Origin of the sequence: Maricaulis maris (assembly GCF_036322705.1) — a bacterium.
Taxonomy (GTDB): Bacteria; Pseudomonadota; Alphaproteobacteria; order Caulobacterales; family Maricaulaceae; genus Maricaulis; species Maricaulis maris_B.
This window is the reverse complement of the sequence record NZ_AP027270.1, coordinates 705,947-724,553: the sequence shown is the minus strand read 5'-3', so window position 1 is coordinate 724,553 and position 18,607 is coordinate 705,947. Positions and strand designations below refer to the sequence as shown.

Annotated in this window: 18 protein-coding genes; 9 read left to right on the top strand and 9 right to left on the bottom strand. The window is 64.3% G+C overall.

Annotated elements, in window-relative coordinates:
- Positions 1 to 2: 2 nt before the first annotated feature.
- The 3 genes from AAA969_RS03230 to clpB all read right to left on the bottom strand — a co-directional run bounded on the left by AAA969_RS03230 (position 3) and on the right by clpB (position 3,450).
- A complete protein-coding gene (locus tag AAA969_RS03230; RefSeq protein WP_338243570.1) occupies positions 3 to 209 on the bottom strand; it encodes a hypothetical protein in 207 nt (68 codons plus the stop codon).
- A complete protein-coding gene (locus tag AAA969_RS03225; RefSeq protein ID WP_338243568.1) occupies positions 206 to 427 on the bottom strand; it encodes a hypothetical protein in 222 nt (73 codons plus the stop codon). The genes AAA969_RS03230 and AAA969_RS03225 overlap by 4 nt, the downstream gene beginning before the upstream one ends.
- A 416-nt stretch (positions 428 to 843) precedes the next feature.
- Positions 844 to 3,450, bottom strand: coding sequence for an ATP-dependent chaperone ClpB (gene clpB / locus AAA969_RS03220; protein ID WP_338243566.1), 2,607 nt, complete (start codon positions 3,448 to 3,450; stop codon positions 844 to 846).
- Between the two features lie 169 nt (positions 3,451 to 3,619).
- Between clpB and AAA969_RS03215 the strand changes: the two genes are divergently transcribed.
- The gene (locus tag AAA969_RS03215; RefSeq protein WP_338243564.1) at positions 3,620 to 4,393 is read left to right on the top strand and encodes an MOSC domain-containing protein; all 774 of its coding nucleotides are present in this window, start codon (positions 3,620 to 3,622) and stop codon (positions 4,391 to 4,393) included.
- A gap of 221 nt (positions 4,394 to 4,614) precedes the next feature.
- Positions 4,615 to 6,027 (top strand): MATE family efflux transporter, encoded by a 1,413-nt coding sequence (locus AAA969_RS03210; protein ID WP_338243562.1) that lies wholly within the window; start codon positions 4,615 to 4,617, stop codon positions 6,025 to 6,027.
- An 82-nt stretch (positions 6,028 to 6,109) separates the two neighbouring features.
- On the opposite strand, the gene AAA969_RS03205 is transcribed toward AAA969_RS03210, so the two are convergent.
- From AAA969_RS03205 to AAA969_RS03190, 4 genes are all read right to left on the bottom strand, one after another.
- Complete coding sequence (locus AAA969_RS03205; protein WP_338243560.1) at positions 6,110 to 6,883, bottom strand: DUF4167 domain-containing protein; 774 nt, start codon at positions 6,881 to 6,883, stop codon at positions 6,110 to 6,112.
- A gap of 215 nt (positions 6,884 to 7,098) precedes the next feature.
- Complete coding sequence (gene prmC, locus AAA969_RS03200; protein ID WP_338243558.1) at positions 7,099 to 8,055, bottom strand: peptide chain release factor N(5)-glutamine methyltransferase; 957 nt, start codon at positions 8,053 to 8,055, stop codon at positions 7,099 to 7,101.
- An 8-nt stretch (positions 8,056 to 8,063) separates the two neighbouring features.
- Positions 8,064 to 9,137, bottom strand: a complete 1,074-nt coding sequence (prfA, locus tag AAA969_RS03195; protein WP_338243555.1) for a peptide chain release factor 1 — start codon at positions 9,135 to 9,137, stop codon at positions 8,064 to 8,066.
- Between the two features lie 60 nt (positions 9,138 to 9,197).
- Positions 9,198 to 9,617: an MAPEG family protein gene (locus AAA969_RS03190; protein WP_338243553.1), complete on the bottom strand. Its 420-nt coding sequence runs from the start codon at positions 9,615 to 9,617 to the stop codon at positions 9,198 to 9,200.
- Positions 9,618 to 9,831: 214 nt separating this feature from the next.
- Here AAA969_RS03190 and AAA969_RS03185 point away from each other — a divergent pair, with 214 nt between their 5' ends.
- Positions 9,832 to 11,025: an LL-diaminopimelate aminotransferase gene (locus AAA969_RS03185; RefSeq protein WP_338243551.1), complete on the top strand. Its 1,194-nt coding sequence runs from the start codon at positions 9,832 to 9,834 to the stop codon at positions 11,023 to 11,025.
- A 68-nt stretch (positions 11,026 to 11,093) separates the two neighbouring features.
- On the opposite strand, the gene AAA969_RS03180 is transcribed toward AAA969_RS03185, so the two are convergent.
- Positions 11,094 to 11,666: a YkvA family protein gene (locus AAA969_RS03180; protein WP_338243549.1), complete on the bottom strand. Its 573-nt coding sequence runs from the start codon at positions 11,664 to 11,666 to the stop codon at positions 11,094 to 11,096.
- A 215-nt stretch (positions 11,667 to 11,881) separates the two neighbouring features.
- Here AAA969_RS03180 and AAA969_RS03175 point away from each other — a divergent pair, with 215 nt between their 5' ends.
- The 6 genes from AAA969_RS03175 (at position 11,882) to AAA969_RS03150 (ending at position 16,849) form a co-directional block, all read left to right on the top strand.
- The gene (locus AAA969_RS03175; protein ID WP_338243547.1) at positions 11,882 to 12,100 is read left to right on the top strand and encodes a hypothetical protein; all 219 of its coding nucleotides are present in this window, start codon (positions 11,882 to 11,884) and stop codon (positions 12,098 to 12,100) included.
- A gap of 167 nt (positions 12,101 to 12,267) precedes the next feature.
- Positions 12,268 to 12,930 carry a DsbA family oxidoreductase gene (locus tag AAA969_RS03170; protein ID WP_338243545.1) on the top strand — a complete coding sequence of 221 codons (663 nt, stop codon included), beginning with the start codon at positions 12,268 to 12,270 and terminating at the stop codon, positions 12,928 to 12,930.
- Between the two features lie 37 nt (positions 12,931 to 12,967).
- On the top strand, positions 12,968 to 13,360 hold the full coding sequence (locus tag AAA969_RS03165) for an MAPEG family protein (RefSeq protein ID WP_338243543.1): 393 nt from the start codon (positions 12,968 to 12,970) through the stop codon (positions 13,358 to 13,360).
- A gap of 40 nt (positions 13,361 to 13,400) precedes the next feature.
- Positions 13,401 to 14,762, top strand: coding sequence for a TldD/PmbA family protein (locus tag AAA969_RS03160; RefSeq protein ID WP_338243541.1), 1,362 nt, complete (start codon positions 13,401 to 13,403; stop codon positions 14,760 to 14,762).
- A 35-nt stretch (positions 14,763 to 14,797) separates the two neighbouring features.
- Entirely contained in the window at positions 14,798 to 15,052 is a 255-nt protein-coding gene (locus AAA969_RS03155; RefSeq protein WP_338243539.1) for a DUF4170 domain-containing protein, read from the top strand.
- A gap of 15 nt (positions 15,053 to 15,067) precedes the next feature.
- A complete protein-coding gene (locus AAA969_RS03150; protein ID WP_338243537.1) occupies positions 15,068 to 16,849 on the top strand; it encodes an ABC transporter ATP-binding protein in 1,782 nt (593 codons plus the stop codon).
- Between the two features lie 24 nt (positions 16,850 to 16,873).
- Here the strand turns inward: AAA969_RS03150 and AAA969_RS03145 are convergent, their stop codons facing one another.
- Positions 16,874 to 18,481 (bottom strand): GAF domain-containing sensor histidine kinase, encoded by a 1,608-nt coding sequence (locus AAA969_RS03145; RefSeq protein ID WP_338243535.1) that lies wholly within the window; start codon positions 18,479 to 18,481, stop codon positions 16,874 to 16,876.
- Positions 18,482 to 18,607: the final 126 nt, after the last annotated feature.

Here is an 18,607-nt window from a genome sequence, read left to right as displayed (position 1 = left end):
TTCTACGGATTGCGCTGGGTCTCGGTGTCATAGTGTCGGCGACGCCTGAGAAAATGAAGATTGAACATAACCAGCAGCGCGACCAGCAAGAGCAATCCATCCCGCTGGAAGTCCTGCAGCCAGATCACGGTGCACATCGGCACGAGCCCGGGCAGGTTGTAAGACAGGTCGAAGGCATCGGTGTTCCGACGTAGGTTAGACTTCATCATGGCGCTCCACCGAAACCGAACAGCGACACAAAACAGGCCATCAGAAGCAGCGGGCCCGCGAGAGACAGCCGCGAGAATTCAATCTCCGGATTGAGAAGATAAAGCCAGCCAGTCCCGATGTAGAAAAATCCGACCAGGAAATTCAGACCGAACAAATTCGGGTCCGCAGTGTTGGCCAATTCCAGAATAACCGCCAAAACAAACAGCGCCGTCGCCAAGCTGTGCACCTGCACGTGTATGCGTTCTGATTTCGTGCCCATACAGAGTCCCTAGTACGCCGCGTGGCTGCCGCGCGGATCACTGACCCGACCTGATTGATCAACACAGGCCAATTCATCACACAAAGGCCAGTCCCGGTTTTCTAGGTGTATCAGCGAGCTGACGTCCGTTCTTCCGGGGCGCTGAGCAAACCCGCGCCTTGCGGGGAGATATTCATTCTTGGCTTGTCAGCCAATTGCCAAGTGGGGTTCAGCCCGTCAAGGGTGAAACCGCTACGCGGCGGCTCTGCCGCCCTTGACGGGCTGAACCCCACTTGGCCGACTCTCGGCAAGCCAAGAATGGATGGTTGGGCAGGCGGCCTGCCCCTTCCTGAAGGAAAACGGGGCGGTCTTCGCGACCGCCCCGACAATTCGGCTTAGTTCACCGCTTCCAGCGTCGGCTTTCTCACGCCAACCGCGACACCATTGACCGTCAGCATGCCAGCTTCGCTGGAGACCTGGATGTTCTCGCCATCCTTGATCTTGCCTTCCAACAACAGTCTCGCCAGCGGGTCCTGGAGTTCCTTCTGGATGACGCGCTTCAACGGCCGGGCGCCATAGGCCGGGTCATAGCCCTTGGTGGCCAGCCAGGAGCGGGCGCCGGCGTCGATCGAGATGGTCAAGCGACGGTCGGCCAGCAGGCGCTCGAGATAGCCCAGCTGGATGTCGACAATGGCGCCCATATGCTCTTCCGCGAGCTTGCGGAACAGGATGACCTCGTCGATCCGGTTGAGGAATTCCGGCCGGAAATGTCCACGCACAGCGGCCATCACATCGTCCCGCGCATCCTCGGCATTATCGACCAATTGCAGGTGCTCGGACCCCAGGTTCGAGGTCATGATGATGATCGTGTTGCGGAAATCGACCGTGCGGCCCTGACCATCGGTCAGCCGGCCATCATCGAGGACCTGGAGCAAAACGTTGAAGACATCCGGGTGCGCCTTTTCGATCTCGTCGAGCAGGACGACCTGGTAGGGTCGGCGACGCACGGCTTCGGTGAGGGCTCCGCCCTCCTCATAGCCGACATAGCCGGGCGGTGCGCCGATCATGCGCGAGACCGAGTGCTTCTCCATGTATTCCGACATGTCGAGCCGCGAGATAGCGCTTTCATCATCGAACAGGAATTCGGCCAGCGCCTTGGTCAGCTCGGTCTTGCCGACACCGGTCGGGCCGAGGAAGAGGAAGGAACCGATCGGACGGGCGGGATCCTTGAGACCGGCACGCGCCCGGCGGACGGCGTCGGAGACCGCTTCCAGAGCTGCATCCTGGCCGATCACACGGCCACGCAGCGCGTCTTCCATGCGCAGCAGCTTGTCGCGCTCGCCTTCGAGCATCTTGTCGACCGGCACCCCCGTCCAGCGCGAGACGATCTGGGCGATCTGCTCGTCATCGACGACTTCCTGCATCGTCCCGGCGGCATCACCCTCGGCTTCCGCCTTGGCGAGCTTGCGCTCGAGATCGGGCAATTGGCCGTATTTGATCTCCGAGGCCCGGGCCAGGTCGCCGCGCCGTTCGGCATCGGCGAGAATGGAGCGCGCATGGTCGATGGATTCCTTGAGCGTGGTGGCCGAGGCGAGCTTGTCCTTCTCGGCGCGCCAGGCAGCGGTCATCTCGGCGGACTGTGACTCCAGCTCAGCGATTTCCTTGGTGATGGTGGCGAGACGTTCCTTGGACGCGTCGTCAGCCTCCTTCTTGAGCGCTTCGGCCTCGATCTTGAGCTGGATGGCGCGACGGTCGATCTCGTCGAGTGCTTCCGGTTTGCTATCGATCTGCATGCGCAGACGGGCCGAGGCTTCGTCCATCAGATCGATGGCCTTGTCGGGCAGGAAGCGGTCGGTGATGTAGCGGTTGGAGAGGTTGGCCGCAGCGACAATCGCGCTGTCGGCGATGCGCACGCCGTGGTGCACCTCATACTTCTCCTTCAGCCCGCGCAGGATGGAGACGGTGTCGGCGACGCTCGGCTCTTCCACCATGACCGGCTGGAAACGCCGGGCCAGGGCCGCGTCCTTTTCGACATGCTTGCGATACTCGTCCAGCGTCGTCGCGCCGATACAGTGCAGCTCGCCGCGCGCCAGGGCCGGCTTCAACAGGTTGGACGCATCCATGGCGCCATCGGTCTTGCCGGCACCGACAAGGGTGTGCATCTCGTCAATGAAGAGGATGATCTGGCCATTGGCGCTCTCGACTTCCGACAGCACCGCCTTCAGCCGTTCCTCGAACTCACCGCGGTATTTCGCACCGGCGATGAGTGCGCCCATGTCGAGCGCCAGCAAGCGTTTTTCCTTCAGGCTTTCGGGCACATCACCATTGACGATGCGCAGGGCCAGGCCTTCCGCGATGGCGGTCTTGCCGACGCCCGGCTCGCCGATCAGCACCGGATTGTTCTTGGTCCGGCGCGACAGGACCTGGATAGCGCGGCGGATTTCCTCGTCGCGGCCAATGACCGGATCGAGCTTGCCCTCGCGGGCCACTTCGGTCAGGTCGCGGGCATATTTCTTGAGCGCTTCATAGCCGTCCTCGGCCGACTGGCTGTCAGCAGTCCGGCCCTGGCGCAGATCATTGATGGCGGTGTTGAGCGCCTGCGGGGTGACCCCGGCCGCCTTGAGGATGTCGGACGCTTTGGTGCCGCTCGCCAGCGCCATGGCCAAGAGGACGCGTTCGGCCGTGACATACTGGTCACCGGCCTTCTGAGACGCCTCCTCGGCCGCACCGAACAGCTTGGCGGTCTCGGGTGCGAGGTAAAGCTTGGCCTCGGCGCCATCGACCTTGGGCAGGGCGGCCAACGCCTGCTCGACCCCGTCCTGGACCTGGCGGACGCGGCCACCGGCCGTCTGGATGAGATTGCCGGCCAGCCCGGCGGTGTCGTCCATCAGCGCCTTGAGCACGTGGACAGGCGTGAATTGCTGGTGGCTTGATTTGAGTGCCAGGCCTTGGGCGGCCTGGATGATGGACCGCGCGCGGTCTGTATATTTGTCGAATTCCATGTCGATCCCCCGAAAAAGGCGAGATAAGTTGCGATACGCCGCCTTTATCAAGCACGGCACAATCGCGTTTCAGACCGCATGTAGGTGTTGCATATGAACAACACAAGAGGTCGGGCCGCGACATTCTGACCACGGTTTTCAACCGGACCCAGCGGAGCCATCCTACCCCATGCCCCAGCTTTCAGCCATCACGCGTTTCCCCGTCAAGGGACTGGGCCCCGATCCGCTTGACCAGGTCCAGCTGATGGCCGGCGCGGCCCTGCCCCTGGACCGGGCCTGGGCCATCGAGAACGGCCCCTCGCCGTTTGATGACGCGGCGCCGGGACATCTGCCGAAAAAGCATTTCCTGATGCTGGCCGGCCAGTCCGACCTGGCCCGCCTGACCTGCCACCATGACGCGCAGGGCCAGACCTACTCGGTGAGCCTGGACGGTGCCGCCCCGGTCACGGTCAAGCTGGATGACCCGGCCACCCACCTGCCCCTGTTTGACGTGCTGAACGCCCTCTTGGGCGAAGCCGTGCGTGGGCCGCTGCGGCTGGTCCATGCGCCGGGCCAGGCGATGACCGATATCCCGCAGCCGCAGATCTCGCTGATCAATGCCGCCTCGGTGCGCGAACTGTCCGACAAGATCGGCCAGCCGCTCGACCCGCTGCGCTTTCGCGGCAACCTGCTGATCGACGGCCTGGCGCCGTGGGAGGAGTTCGAGCTGATTGGACAGGCGATCCGCATCGGTGGCGTGACATGCCGCGTCGAAAGCCGGATCCGGCGCTGCGTCGCGACCAGCGTCAATCCGGACAGTGCGGAGCTGGACAGCAATGTACCCGCAGCGCTGTTCGAGCACTACGGGCACATGGATTGCGGTCTCTATCTCACCGTCCTGGAAGACGGCGTGATTGCGCTGGGCGACCCGGTCGAGATTGACGCTTCCGGCGCGCCAGCCTAGAACTGCGACACGGGCGCCGGGTGCCCGCCGCTCGCAAACCCTCGTGGTCCGGTGAAACCCTCGTTTTCCCCTTGGCCTTTTTGTGCCCGGCAATGCGAGCCCCCTTTTCTGAAACCAAGCCTTGGCGCCTCCGCTATCCCTGAACGCGGCGGGCCAGACGCTTTTGCATGGTCCGGGCCTGCTTTGCGCAGCGGCCGGGCTGCGCCTGCAAAGGAAATCCGATGGCTCGTCCCGACGCCACCAAAACAGACTTTACCGGTGCCCCGATCGGGGCCCTGTTTGCCCGCACCGCCCTGCCGATTGTTTTTCTGATGACCGTCAGCGGCCTGTTCAATGTCGTCGATGCAATCTTTGTCGGCATTTATGTCGGTGCCGATGCACTGGCCGGTGTCACCGTCATGTTCCCGATCGTCATGATGTCGGTGGCCCTCGCCACCCTGGTCGCCAACGGCATGGCCAGCGTGATGGCGCGTCAGCTTGGAGGAGAGCAGATCGATGCGGCCCGCGCCAGCCTGGCGGGAGCCCACGGCCTGTCCGTTCTCACCTGCGCCTTGCTGGTCATCCTCTTTCTCGTCGGCGGCCGCTCCGTTGTCGAGCTCGCCGCGAACGGTCCGGGGGCCCTCGCCGACTACGGCTACCGCTATCTTGCGATCACCATCTTCACCGCCCCCCTCGCCTTCCTGCTATCGGTTCAATCGACGGCCTTGCGGGTCGAGGGCTGGATCGGCTTCATGGCGATCACGGGCGCCCTCGTCACACTGGCGAATATCGCCTTCAATTTCGCCTTCATCGCGGGGCTTGGCTGGGGCGTTTCGGGCTCGGCCATCGGTTCCGCTGTTGCCCAGGCGCTTGGCCTGGTAGCCATTCTCGTCTTCCGGGCACGCAGCCATGGCGAACTCCCCGCGCTGCGCTTGCCCTGGCAGGCCTGGCGGACGGGGTGGCCCCGCTTCATCGCGCTCGGCGCACCGCAAAGCCTCGCTTTTCTCGGCATGTCCCTTGGATCTGCCACGGTCCTGCTGACCCTGCAGGCGCTTGATGTGCCGGACTATGACACGACGGTCGCCGCCTACGGCATCATCACCCGCCTCCTGTCATTCAGCTTTCTTGGCTTGATGGGCATGGCGCAGGCCTTACAGGCGATCGTCGGCAATAATTTCGGCGCAGGTCTTCATGGGCGGGTCGCCGAGACCCTGCGGATCGCCATGCTCTGCGCCCTGGCCTACGCCGCCAGCGCCGAGGCGATCTTCGTGCTGGCAGCGCGCCCGTTGGCCAGCCTCTTTGTAACCGATCCGGCGGTGATCGACGCCGTTGGGCGGATCTTGCCGATGATCGTTGCTGCCTACGTGCTGGCCGGCCCTTCGGTGATGATTTCCACCCATTTCCAGGCGATGGGCGAGGCCGGACGCGCGGGGTTGTTGAGCTTGTCCCGGACCTACCTGTTTGCCATCCCCCTCACCCTCACCCTGCCGCTTGTGCTCGGCGAGACCGGGATATGGCTGGCCAGCCCGGCAGCGGAAGTGCTCATGCTTGGCCTGACCGGCCTGACTCTCCTGTACACGGCACGGGCACGCGATTATCGCTTCGGGCTGATCCCGGCAGAAGCCAAGCGGGGCACGGTGCCAACCCCGCCCTGAGCCTACCCGGACAGATACAAAAAGGGGATGGCGGGTCACCCGGCCATCCCCAATTCCAATCTGGCTGGACGCCAATCCCGGCCTAGGCGGCCTCGGTTTCCGACCCGTCACCACCGGTCTTGTCAGACCCGCCTTCATCAGCCGAGGCCGAGGCATTTTTCAGTGCGGCTTCGGCCGCACGGGCGGCTTCCATCTCGGCCTTGGTCCGGCGCGGGCGACGCGTGCGACGGCTGGGCTCGGCTCCGCCGGCATCGCTCTCTACCGGCGCTTCGGCCTGTTTGTTCGAGGAACCCGAATCGCCTTCCGGGGTCACCACACCGAGCGGATCATCCTGGGGCTCGCGCGGCTCGCGGTCGCTGGACCCGCGATTGCGCGGGTTACGGCCACGGCGCGGTTCACGCGGTTCGCGGTTTTCACGGGGTTCGCGGGGTTCGCGGGTCTCACGATTGTCCCGGCTGTCGCGATTATCGCCCTGATCATTGCGGTCATTGCGATCGTTGCGGTCACCGCGATCACGACGTTCCTGCTGATCCCGGCGCTCGCGCGACTGGCGTTCGCTGTGATTGCCCTGGTAGCCGTCATCATCATCGCCGTCATAACCGCCATTATCGTCATCCTGACTCGGATCACGCTTGGGCTGGGTCAGCTGAAGGACGCGCAGATAGTGTTCGGCGTGCTGGTAGAGATTCTCCGCCCGCACACGGTCACCGGCCGACGATGCGTCGCGAGCCAGCTGGAGATACTTGTCATAGATCTGGGACGCATTGCCGTTGATCTTAACCTCCGGACCATTGCTCTGATAGCTACGGTTCGCGGAATTGCCGGGCTTACGTCCTCGACCACGTTGACGCTTCATCTCGCCTAAATCCTGTTCAACAGCGATGCAAATCTTACTTCGGGCTTGGCGGTGCATTCGCAGGTGCAAGCCTGTGCGCTGATACCGTGGGGATCCATCGAATTGACCGGATAATGGCAAGTGGCTCATCCGGCCGCGCGAGACCCCCGGTACTGGCGCGATCCACTTGCCTTGGATCGGACCCTAGACTGCGAGGCCGGTCATTCCAAGCCCTTTTAGCCGTCAGCGGAATCCGCACGACCGGACCCGCGGCCAATGACCACCCGGTCCTGCCCGGCAAGGTCCGGCTTCACGCGTACATCCTGCAGGCCGGCCGCACGCGCCAGCGCACTGACACTCGCGCCCTGATCATAGCCGATCTCCAGCGCAAACAGGCCGTCCGGCCTGAGCAGGCGCGGCAAATCCGCGATGATGGGACGATAGGCGTCGAGCCCGTCCGCGCCGCCATCGAGCGCCAAAGCCGGCTCGTGATCGCGCACCTCCGGATCAAGTCCGGCGAGGACGTCGGAGACGATATAGGGCGGGTTGGAGACCAGGATATCGACCGAACCGTCGGCCAGCCCCTCTCCCCAGCGGCCTTGGGCAAGGCATGCCCGATTCGTCAGCTGGTAGCGGTCGATATTGCGGCCGGCGACGGCGAGCGCCGCCTCAGACAGGTCGACACCCAACCCGGTCCAGGCCGGCCGCTCGGACAAAAGGGCGAGCAGGATGGCGCCCGAACCGGTGCCGAGATCGACCAGGAAGGCCGCCTCCGGGCCTGCCTCGGCCAGCACAGCGTCGACAAGGGCTTCGGTATCGGCGCGCGGGGTCAGAACGTCCGGTGTCACAACGAGGTCCAGCGTCCAGAATGGCTGGCTGCCCAGAAGCTGGGACAGCGGCACACGCGCCAGCCGGCGCCAGGACAAGGCGGCCAGCTGCTCGGCCTGCTGCCAGGAAAAGAGCGCAGGATCGGCCAGTGCCTGGGCCAGGCTGGCGGGAGCCAGGACATGGTTGAGGAGAAAGCGCGCCTCGTCTGCTGCCTCATCAATACCGGCCGCCAGAAGACGGGCGACGAGGTCAGCCCGGATCTGCGCCAGGGCGAGACCCTGCCAAGCCTGCAGGAGCGGTTTGTGATCGGCCGTATCAAATCCCGACCGCGCCGCATCGACCAGCTTGTCAAAGGGCCCGGTCATGGCCGGCCTCAAGCGTTGTCTTCGAGTGCTGCGAGGCGAGCCGCCTGGTCTTCGGAGATCAGGGCGGTGACGACCTCGTCCAGACCGTCACCGGCAACAATGTCGTCGAGCTTGTATAGGGTCAGGTTGATGCGGTGGTCGGAGACCCGGCCCTGCGGATAGTTATAGGTGCGGATCCGCTCGGAGCGATCGCCGGAGCCGATCTGGCCCTTGCGTTCGGCGGCCCGCTCAGCGGCCGCGGCCTCACGCTGCATGTCGTAGAGCTTGGCCTTCAGCAATTCCTGGGCCCGGGCCCGGTTCTGGTGCTGGGACTTCTCCTGGCAGACCACCACAAGGCCGGTCGGGATATGGGTCATGCGCACGGCGCTGTCGGTCTTGTTGACGTGCTGGCCGCCTGCACCGGAGGCGCGCATTGTATCGACCCGGACCTCGCTCATATTGAGCTCGATATCGATATCTTCCGGCTGCGCCATGATCGCCACGGTCGCCGCCGAGGTGTGGATGCGGCCCTGACTCTCGGTTGCCGGCACGCGTTGCACACGGTGCACGCCGCTCTCGAATTTGAGGCGACCGAACACGCCATTGCCGGAGATTGCCGCGACCACTTCCTTGTAGCCGCCATGCTCACCCTCAGAGGCCGAGACCAGCTCCCATGTCCAGCCCTGGAGCTGGGCATAGCGCTGATACATGCCATAGAGATTGCCGGCGAAAATGGCGGCTTCATCGCCACCCGTCCCGGCCCGGATCTCGATCATGGCATTGGCGCTGTCGTCCTTGTCCTTGGGCAGCAGCATCAGGCTCATCGCGTGCTCAAGGTCGGGCAGGCGTTCCTTGAGCGCGTAATACTCCTCACGCGCCATGTCGGCCATCTCGGCGTCGCCCCCCTCCATCATCTCGGCAAGGTCGGCAAGCTCGGCGCGGGCCGCCTTCAGCGCATTGGCCTTTTCGGCCACGGGCTTCAGCTCGGCATGCTCCTTGGAGAGCTTGACGATTTCATCGGGATCGGCGGCGGCGCCCAGGCGGGCTTCCACCTGGTCGAACCGGTCGATCACTTGGGCGAGTCTGGCTTCGGGTGCGTGCATGTCGCTCCGTTAGCACCAAGCGCGGACGTTGAAAATCCTGAGCCGCTGTCACGGACGGGCTCAGGCCAGCACGGCCATCACGTTGCGCACGGCCATGATGATCAGCACGATCGAGCCCAGCGCGAAGACCAGAAAGCGCATCGGGATGAAGTTCCACAGGCACTGAATCAGTGAATGGACCACGCGGATCAGCACATAGGCCCAGGCCAGCATGATGTTGAACTCGTCCGAGACACCGACCAGGTGCGAGTAGAGCACCAGGGCGTAGAAGATGACCGGCTGCTCGTGCAGGTGATTGTAATTGTCCGCGATGCGCCGGACTTCCATCGGCAGCTTGTCCATCACCGACTTGTCTTTCGCGGTGGCGGGATCGATCCCGGCCTTCTGCATCGCCGGAATACGCGTCGCGTACATCCACAGCCACATCACCAGCGTCCAGCACACCAGCGCCAAAATCGGTGTCATCATTGATTGAAACATGGTCAGCCCTCCCCGGCCTCTTGCAGAGCCTATGACAGGTCGCAGGGAATTGGCGAGCGTTTTCAGTGACCCGGCCCACGGACGGTGCAGCCGGGCGGTGCCGCAAATCCGCCGATTTGCCTGCCAATTCCCGCCATGTGCTGGGTCTAGCCTCTTGCGGGTCGGGAGCAGACCGCGTTTTATGGGACAAAGTTCGAATACGCCGGATTTAACGATGGAATTTCACCGCACCAAGCGCCTTCCCCCTTATGTTTTCGAAGAAGTCAATCGCCTGAAGGCCAAATTGCGGGCCAATGGCGCTGACATCATCGATTTCGGCATGGGCAATCCGGACCTGCCGACACCGCCGCACATTCTCGCCAAGCTGCGGGAAACGACGGAGAAGCCGCGCGCCAACGGCTATTCCGCCTCGCGCGGTATCCCGGGCCTGCGCAAGGCCCAGGCTCGCTATTACAAGCGGCGCTTTGATGTCGATCTGGACCCGGACAGCGAGGTCATCGTGACGCTGGGTTCGAAGGAGGGCTTTGCCAACCTCGCCCAGGCGATCACCGCCCCCGGTGACGTCATCCTCGCCCCCTCGCCCTCCTATCCGATCCATACCTTCGGATTTCTGATTGCCGGCGGCACGATCCGCCATGTCCACGCCCCGTCGCCGGACGAGTATCTGCGCGGGCTGGAGCATGCGGCGTGTTACACCGTACCCAAACCGATAGCCGTGGTGGTGTGTTATCCCTCCAACCCCACCGCACAGACCGCCTCGCTGGACTTCTACAAGCGGGTGGTCGCCTTCGCCGAAGAGCACGACCTCTTCATCCTGTCCGACCTGGCCTATTCGGAGATCTATTTCGGTGACGAGCCGACCCCGTCCATGCTGCAGGTCGAAGGCGCCAAGGCGCGCACGATCGAGTTCACCTCGATGTCCAAGACCTACTCCATGGCCGGTTTCCGGGTCGGTTTCGCAACGGGTTCGCAGCGCCTGGTGAGCGCGCTCGCCCGCGTCAAATCCTATCTCGACTACGGTGCCTACACGCCGGTGCAGGTCGCCGCCTGTGCCGCACTCGACGGACCGCAGGACTGCGTTGACGAGACGCGAGCGATCTACAAGCACCGCCGCGATGTTCTGGTGGAGAGCTTTGGCCGGGCCGGCTGGCCGATTCCGTCGCCGGAAGCCTCTATGTTTGCTTGGGCACCCCTGCCGCGCGGCTGCGAGGAGATGGGCTCGCTCGAGTTTTCCAAAAAACTGATGGAAGAGGCCCACGTGGCGGTTGCGCCCGGCATCGGCTTTGGCGAGCATGGCGAGGGCTTCGTGCGCCTGGCCCTGGTCGAGAATGAGCAGCGTATCCGTCAGGCGGCGCGCGGCGTGGCGACATTCCTCAAATCCAGACAGCCGGCAATCCGGGCGGTCTGACCGCCCGGATCACGCTGTGCGTTCTGCCCGGTTGAGGGAGGATGCCGGGCAGTCCGGCATATTGGTCGTCAGAAGTAGTGACGGATCACGGTCGAGTGCGACCACAGGCCACCCGCCTTGGCGCGGCCACGACGGCGACGCATGCGGTCCTGCATGACCGTCCGGACTTCCTCGAGCGGCGGCTTGGGCGCCGCATCCTTTTTCGCCAGATCCTCACGGTGAGCGACGAAATCGGAATAGGCCTCAAGTTCAGGTGCCAGGCCAGCGGAGACCAGTTCGATCATGATTGCATCATCGATATAGCCAATGCCCGGCGTGGCATCGGGAATGAGGTCTTCCGGGTCCGCGAAATAGGCCAGCGCATTGAGCACACGCTCGCGGTCCTCGCCTTCCAGATTCCAGTCCGCGTCATCGAGCATGGCGACGAGCGGGCCGAGCTGACGCAGGCGGGTCTTGACGAATTCCGGCGGATTGGCGGCCAGGGCCTTGGCGATCATGTCCGCCACACCGGCCGTGATCCGGCTTTCATCCAGATCAGCCTGGTCGGCACGCGCCGTCTCGAGACGATCCCGGAAAAAGGCGAGATCGGTTTCAGACAGTTCGAACTCAACCTTGAGAGTCGGGGTGGACGCGTTGGTCATGATGATGTGGCACCTTCCTGTGGCCGTTGATTGATGACGACCTTGTCCCACACGGCCCGTCCAGCCAATAGCGGGAACAGACAAGCCCGCGTCCCGCGGGACGGACATCCGGTCCAGTCCGCCCGACCCCACGCCGAAGCCCGCCGGTTACCGCGCCTTAACCCTACCCACACTCTTCGCTCAGCCCTGGGCCTGCGAGGCGCTATCCTTGGGACATGAACATCGCCTTCAATACCGCCGTTTCAGGCATGCTGACCGCGCAATCCAACGCCGGGGAGGCTGCGCGCCAGCTGGTCAACAATGCCGCGAAGGGCGAGGACATCATCCAGTCCGTGGTCGCCCTGAAGAAGGCCGAGCAGGCCCAGTCGGCCTCGGCCCTGGTGGCGCGAACGGCAAGCGAGATGACGGACAGATTGCTGGACATCACGGTCTAGCCCGACTTCCGGTCGGTGGGTGGCCGGTGGGCGTCATCCCCCCTGTATCAGGCCCGCGATGGCCTGGCGTCCAAGCCGGGGGGATGACGAACCGGCTATCGGGACGATCCGTCCCACTCGCGGCAACAAGTCTCGCATTTTCCGGAGAACATGCCTAAATCGGGGTCATGACCCATACCGTGACCGTTGATATCGTTTCCGACCTCGTCTGCCCCTGGTGCTGGCTCGGGAAGCGCCATTGGGATGCGGCGCTCAAGCTGACGCCGAAGATCAAGGTGGAAACGATCTGGCGACCCTATCAGCTTGATCCGACGCTGGCCCGCGAAGGCCGACCCTACAAGGACTACATGCGCGAGAAATTCTCCGGCGCCGAAGCCTCGGGTCGCTGGAAAATGATGCGCGATCATCTCGAGCAGGCCGGACCGGCCGCCGGGATCGAGTTTCGCTTTGACGAGATCACCCAGCGCCCCAATACGCTCGATGCGCACCGGCTGATGAAATGGGCCGGCGGTCAGGGCAAGGCCGACGCGATGGCGGAGGCCCTGTTCGCGGCCTTCTTCTCGCAGGGCCGCAATATCGGTGATCGCGATACGCTGGCAGAGCTGGCGGGCGATGCCGGACTGGACCGCACCGTGACCGCAGACCTCCTGGCCACCGACCGCGACGAGAAAGCCGTCTGGGAAGAAGAGCTGTTCTATCGCAAGCTCGGCGTGTCGGGCGTGCCCACTTATATTTTCAACGGACGCTTTGCCGTGTCCGGCGCCCAGGAGCCGGCCGTACTGGCCGACGCCATCCGCCAGGCGACCAAGGAACCGGCAGAAACAGAATAGGCCCGGACAACCGGGCCGGTCAGACGGGGGAGACACCATGACCGCTATCGACGCCTTTGCACTCTACACCGGGATCAACGGGCTTTTGCTCATGGCTCTCGCCTTCAACGTCGTGCGCCACCGCCAGCGCGCCAAGGTCGGCTTCGGGACCGGCGGCGATGAAGCGCTCGAGCGGGCCTGCCGCGTTCACGGCAATGCCATCGAGTACGTCCCCGTCGGCCTGATCATTATCGGCGCGCTCGCCCTGTCCAGCGCCCCGATCCTGGTCGTGCACGGCATCGGCATCACGCTGACGCTCAGCCGGGTCCTGCATGCCTGGGGGTTGTCGACCTCGTCAGGGACCTCGTTTGGTCGTGCCGTCGGCACGTTGCTCACCTGGGTGGCGCTGATTGTCGGCTCGGGCTTCCTGATCTGGACGGCCATCAGTTGAGCCATTGCCCGGCGGGGCCTCGCGGGGCTATAGCGCTTGCATGACACAGACCTTCAAAGCCCCCGACCCCGCCGCCCTGCAAGAGATCGCAGCCGACCTTGTTGCCCGCGCGCTGAAAGCCGGCGCCGACAGCGCCGAAGCCTCGGTCGCCGAGTCGCGTGAAACCGAGCTCTCGGTGCGCGACGGCAAGCTGGAGGATATCGGCCGGTCGGAAACACTGGATGCGGGTCTGCGGGTCTTTGTCGGCAAGCGCCATGCCGGCGTCGCCTTCTCCGACCTGTCGGAAAAAGGACGCGACTTCACGATTGGCCGTGCCGTGACCATGGCCCGCGCTGCGCCGGAAGACCCCTATGCCGCGCTGGCAGACCCTGAGCGCCTGTGCAAGACACCGCCGGTGATCGACCAGTTCGAGGCCGGCGAATGGTCACCGGAAGAGCTCGAGGAAACGGCGCTCGCCATTGAGAACGCCGCCCGCGCCGTCGAAGGCGTGACCATGACCGACGCGGCCTTTGCCTCGTCCGGACAGGGCGCCGCCGCCTACGCCACCTCCACCGGCTTCAATGCCGGCTGGAAGAAGAGCGTCTTCGGCTATGGCGCCAGCGTGATCGCCGGCAAGGACGGCGCCATGGAGCGCGACTATGCCGCCACCAGCGCCCGCCGCCGCGCCGACCTGCGCGACCGCGTCGAGATCGGCCGCGAAGCCGGTGAACGGGCCGCCCGCCGGGTCGGACCGAAAAAGCTCGGCTCGGGCGTGATGCCGGTGGTCTTTGATCGCCGCGTCGCCACGACCTTTATCGGATCGCTGGCCGGGGCCATTTCCGGACCGGCCGTTGCCCGCGGCGTCTCCTTCCTGCGCGACAAGCTCGGCGAACAGATCTTTGCGCCGGGCATCACCGTGATTGACGATCCGCACCGGGCCTGGGGCCATGCCTCCTCACCCTTTGATGGTGAAGGCACGGTCAATCAGCGCAGCGCCATAATCGAGGATGGCCGACTGACCACCTGGTTCCTGAACTCCGCCGCCGCGCGCCAGCTCGACATGGCGCCGACCGGCCATGCCCGCCGCAATATGGGCGGCTCGCCCGGTGCCGGTCCGACCAATTTCCACATGGAAGCCGGTTCGACCAGCCGCGACGATCTGATTGGCGGGATCAAGGAGGGTGTCCTGGTCATGGAAATGTTCGGCCCGTCGCTGAATTCCAATACCGGTGACTGGTCGGTCGGGGTCTCCGGCTATCGCATCGCCGATGGCCAGATCGACCATCCGGTCAGCGAAATCACCGTCGCCGGCAATCTGATCGACATCTATGCCCGTCTCATTCCGGGCAGTGATCTGGAATTTCGGGGATCTGTTAACGCCCCCAGCGTATTTGTGGACGCCATGTCCATCGGCGGCCTCTAGGCCCGTCCCGGACAGCCCAACCCAAGGAGCCCGGCATGACCGAAACCAAGATCAACAACCAGCTGCTGCACCTCGTGATCGGTGGCGAGCTGGCCTGCGTCGACCCGCAGAACTGCGAATTCAAGGATCTCGACGCCGTCGACTTTGTCGGCGCATTCGGCAACTATGCCGAAGCCCGCGCGGCCTGGAAAGGCGCGGCCCAGCGCACGGTCGACAATGCCCATATGCGTTATTTCATCATCCACGCCCACAAGCTTCTCGATCCCTCGACCGAGAAGAAGGACGGCTAGGGTCCGACACGCGGCGTGACAGACCCGGCACACTCCGGCCCGGCGAACGCCGACGAGGCCAAACCGGCCTCGACCGCTGCGCTTGGCAAACGGCTGTGGCGTGACTGGCTGTGGCGGCGGCCCGGCCTTGTCGTGCTGGCCCTCATCCTGTCGGCCATCACGGCCGGGGCTGCGGCTTCCTATGCCGGTGTGATTGCCTGGACCTTCGACAAGCTGAATACCGGCGCCGCCGACTTCTTCCCGCTGGCCCCGCTGGCGGTCGTCGGTTTGGCAACAATTCGCGGCGTCAGCCTCTATCTGCAGACCGTGCAGACCAACCGGCTCGCGCTGAACGTGATGCAGGACCTGCAGAACGCCATGTTCGCCAAGCTGGTCCGGGCTGATTTCGCCCGGCTGCAGGCCGAGGGCACCGGCTCACTGGTCTCGCGCTTCACCAATGACATCACCCTGTTACGCGAGACGATCGTCCGTCTCTCCAACAACCTGATGCGCGACGTGCTGACCGTGATCATCACGATCGGCGTCATGTTGAGCCTCGACTGGATGCTGTCGCTGCTGATCCTGGTGGTCTATCCGATCGCCGCCTGGCCGGTGATCCGGATTGGCCAGCGCCTGCGCAAGACCTCATCACAGGCCCAGGCCCAGATGGGCGAGGTCACCAGCCAGCTCGAGGAAAGCTTCTCCGGCGCCCGCATGGTCAAGACCTATGGGCTTGAGGACTATGAGGGCGAGCGCGCGCGTCAATCCTTCGCCGACCGTCTGCGCTTCCTGCTGAAGATCACCGAGAACAAGGCCCGCGTCGATCCGATCCTCGAAGTGGTCGGCGGGCTGGCCTTTGCCGGACTGGTCGCCTTTGCTGGCTGGCGAATGCTGGAGGGCGAGACCTCGCTGGGCAATATCATCGGCGTTTTGACCGGGATCGGCGTGATCTCGCCGGCCATCCGGGCGCTCGGAACATTGAACGCCGTCGTCCAGGAAGGCTTTGCGGTCCTCGAGCGCGTTTTCGTCATACTCGACACCGATGAAACCGTGACCGCTGCACTGGATGCGCCGGCTCTTGAGGTCAAATCCGGCGCTCTGGCGCTCGCCGGTGTCAGCTTTGCCTATCCGGACGGGTCGGTTGCGCTGAGCGATATCACGCTGAAGGCCGAGCCGGGCCAGACCATCGCCCTCGTTGGCCCATCGGGCTCCGGCAAGTCGACCCTGCTCAATCTCCTGCCCCGCCTCTACGACGTCCAGTCGGGCTCGATCGCGATTGACGACACTGATATCCGGGCCGTGTCACTATCCTCGCTGCGCGCCACCATGGCGCTGGTCAGCCAGGATGTGACGCTGTTCGACGACAGTGTGCGTGCCAATATCGGTTTCGGGGACCTCGATGCCGACGGGGCCGCCATCATCGCCGCGGCCAAGGCCGCCGATGCGCATGACTTCATCATGGCACTGCCGGGTGGCTATGACAGTCCGGTTGGCCCGCGCGGCAGCAATCTGTCGGGCGGCCAGCGCCAGCGCCTGTCGATCGCCCGCGCGATCCTGAAGGATGCGCCGATCCTGCTGCTGGATGAAGCGACCAGCGCCCTCGACACGGAATCGGAGCAGCGTGTTCAGGCCGCCCTGGAACGCCTGTCGGAAGGTCGGACCAGTCTCGTGATCGCCCACCGATTGTCGACGGTGCGCCAGGCCGACTGGATCTATGTGCTTGATGGCGGTCGCATCGCCGAGGAAGGCCGCCATGACGATCTGGTCGCCCGCGACGGCCTCTATGCCCGGCTCTGCCGCATGCAGTTCGGCGCCTAGCGCCCGGGCCCTGTCGGCGGGTGATCAGGCCAGCTGAGCCTGCACATGTTCGCTGCGCCGACCCGCAGCCGGCAGGGTAACGGTAAATTTGGACCCCGCCCCCGGCGCGCTTTCAACGCGAATATCGCCGCCCATCAGCTCGGCCAGCTTCTTGGCGATAGCCAGGCCCAGGCCGGTACCGCCATTCTTGCGCTGAAGCACAGCCTCGCCCTGGCTGAAGGGCATGAAGATCCGGGTCATGAGATCACTATCCATGCCGATGCCGGTGTCACCGACCTCGAAAGTGACGTCGTGGGTGCGGTCGGCGGTCTGCGTCATCAGGCAGCGCACGCGGACCTCCCCGCGATCTGTGAACTTGACGGCGTTCGAAATCAGGTTGGACAGGATCTGACGGACACGGGCCGGGTCGCCGACCACTGCGCGCTCGGCGACCGGATCGATTTCCAGGTGCAGCTTCAACCCCTGCTCCATCGCCTTCATGCGATAGGGCCCCGCAACGGTCCGTACCAGCTCGGCCGGATTGAAGCTCGCCTGCTCGATCTCGAACCGGCCGGACTCAATGTTGGCGAGGTCGAGGATGTCGTTGAGAATGGCCAGCAGCGATTGTCCGGACGCCTCGATCAGGTTGACCATCTCGCGCTGGGACGGTTCCAGCTCCGTTGTGGCCAGCAGCGCCGACATGCCCAGAACGCCATTCATCGGTGTGCGCACTTCGTGGCTCATCGTTGCCAGGAAGCGCGACTTGGCCCGACTCGCCTCGGTCGCCTGCTGGCGCGCTTCGACGAGGTCATGAATATCCGTCATCGCGCCGACCATGCGAACCGGATCCCCCTCCGGGGTCCGGACCGCCTCGCCGCGCATGCGGAACCAGCGATGCAGACCGCCCACCACCTTCAGGCGGACGGTGAGGTCGAACGGTCGACCGGCGCGAAAGTGCGCGTTCAGGGCGGACTGGAAGCGCTTGCGGTCATCGCTGTGGATCAGCGCGGTGAAACTGTCTGCGGCGGCTGTGTATTCGCGGGGCTGATAACCCAGAAGTTCGCGGCCCCGGGCCGAGATGTAGATCTGGTCGGTCTCGAGGCAGAGATCGACGATACCGTCCGATGTCCCCCTCATCGCCAACTCGGCGCGGTCGCCGGATTCCGTGGCGAGGATCTCGCCGGTCAGCCGCCGGCGATAGTGATGAAAGACGGACAGGACTTCGTCAGCCAGATCGACCGGGCGCTTGAACATGGCGACCACAATCCCGACCGACTGGGCGCCGTTATAGAGCGGCATGCCGACATAGGCACGCATGCCCATTTCCTCGAGCATGAAGTCGCGCGGATAGCGTGCGGCAACGTGGTCCTCGAAAATGTCTGCGCCAGCCGCCATCACGTCCGAGCACGGCGTGCCCCGCAGTTCGTAGCAGTAATTGCCGACCAGTGCGCTGCCGCAGGAAACCTTGAGCGTGCGCATCCGCGAATGGGTGGCATCGATACGGGCAATGAAGACCCGGTCGGCGGCAAAAACCTCGGCGGTCTGCTTCACGAAGGCCTCGAGAAACGCCGGACCACATTCCCGGGACAACAGGAAATTGAGACGGTTCAACCGCTCCTGCGTGCAGTCCAGTCGTATGGCCAGATCCGGCATGTGCCCCTCTCCCTTCGCTCCCCCCGAGCCCGGGGCGCTGAACGTGGTTAACGAGGGTTAATGTGCCGCAATCCTGTGGCAGGAGTCGTCATATCTGATGAATCCGCTGGTCATAAAGAATCGACC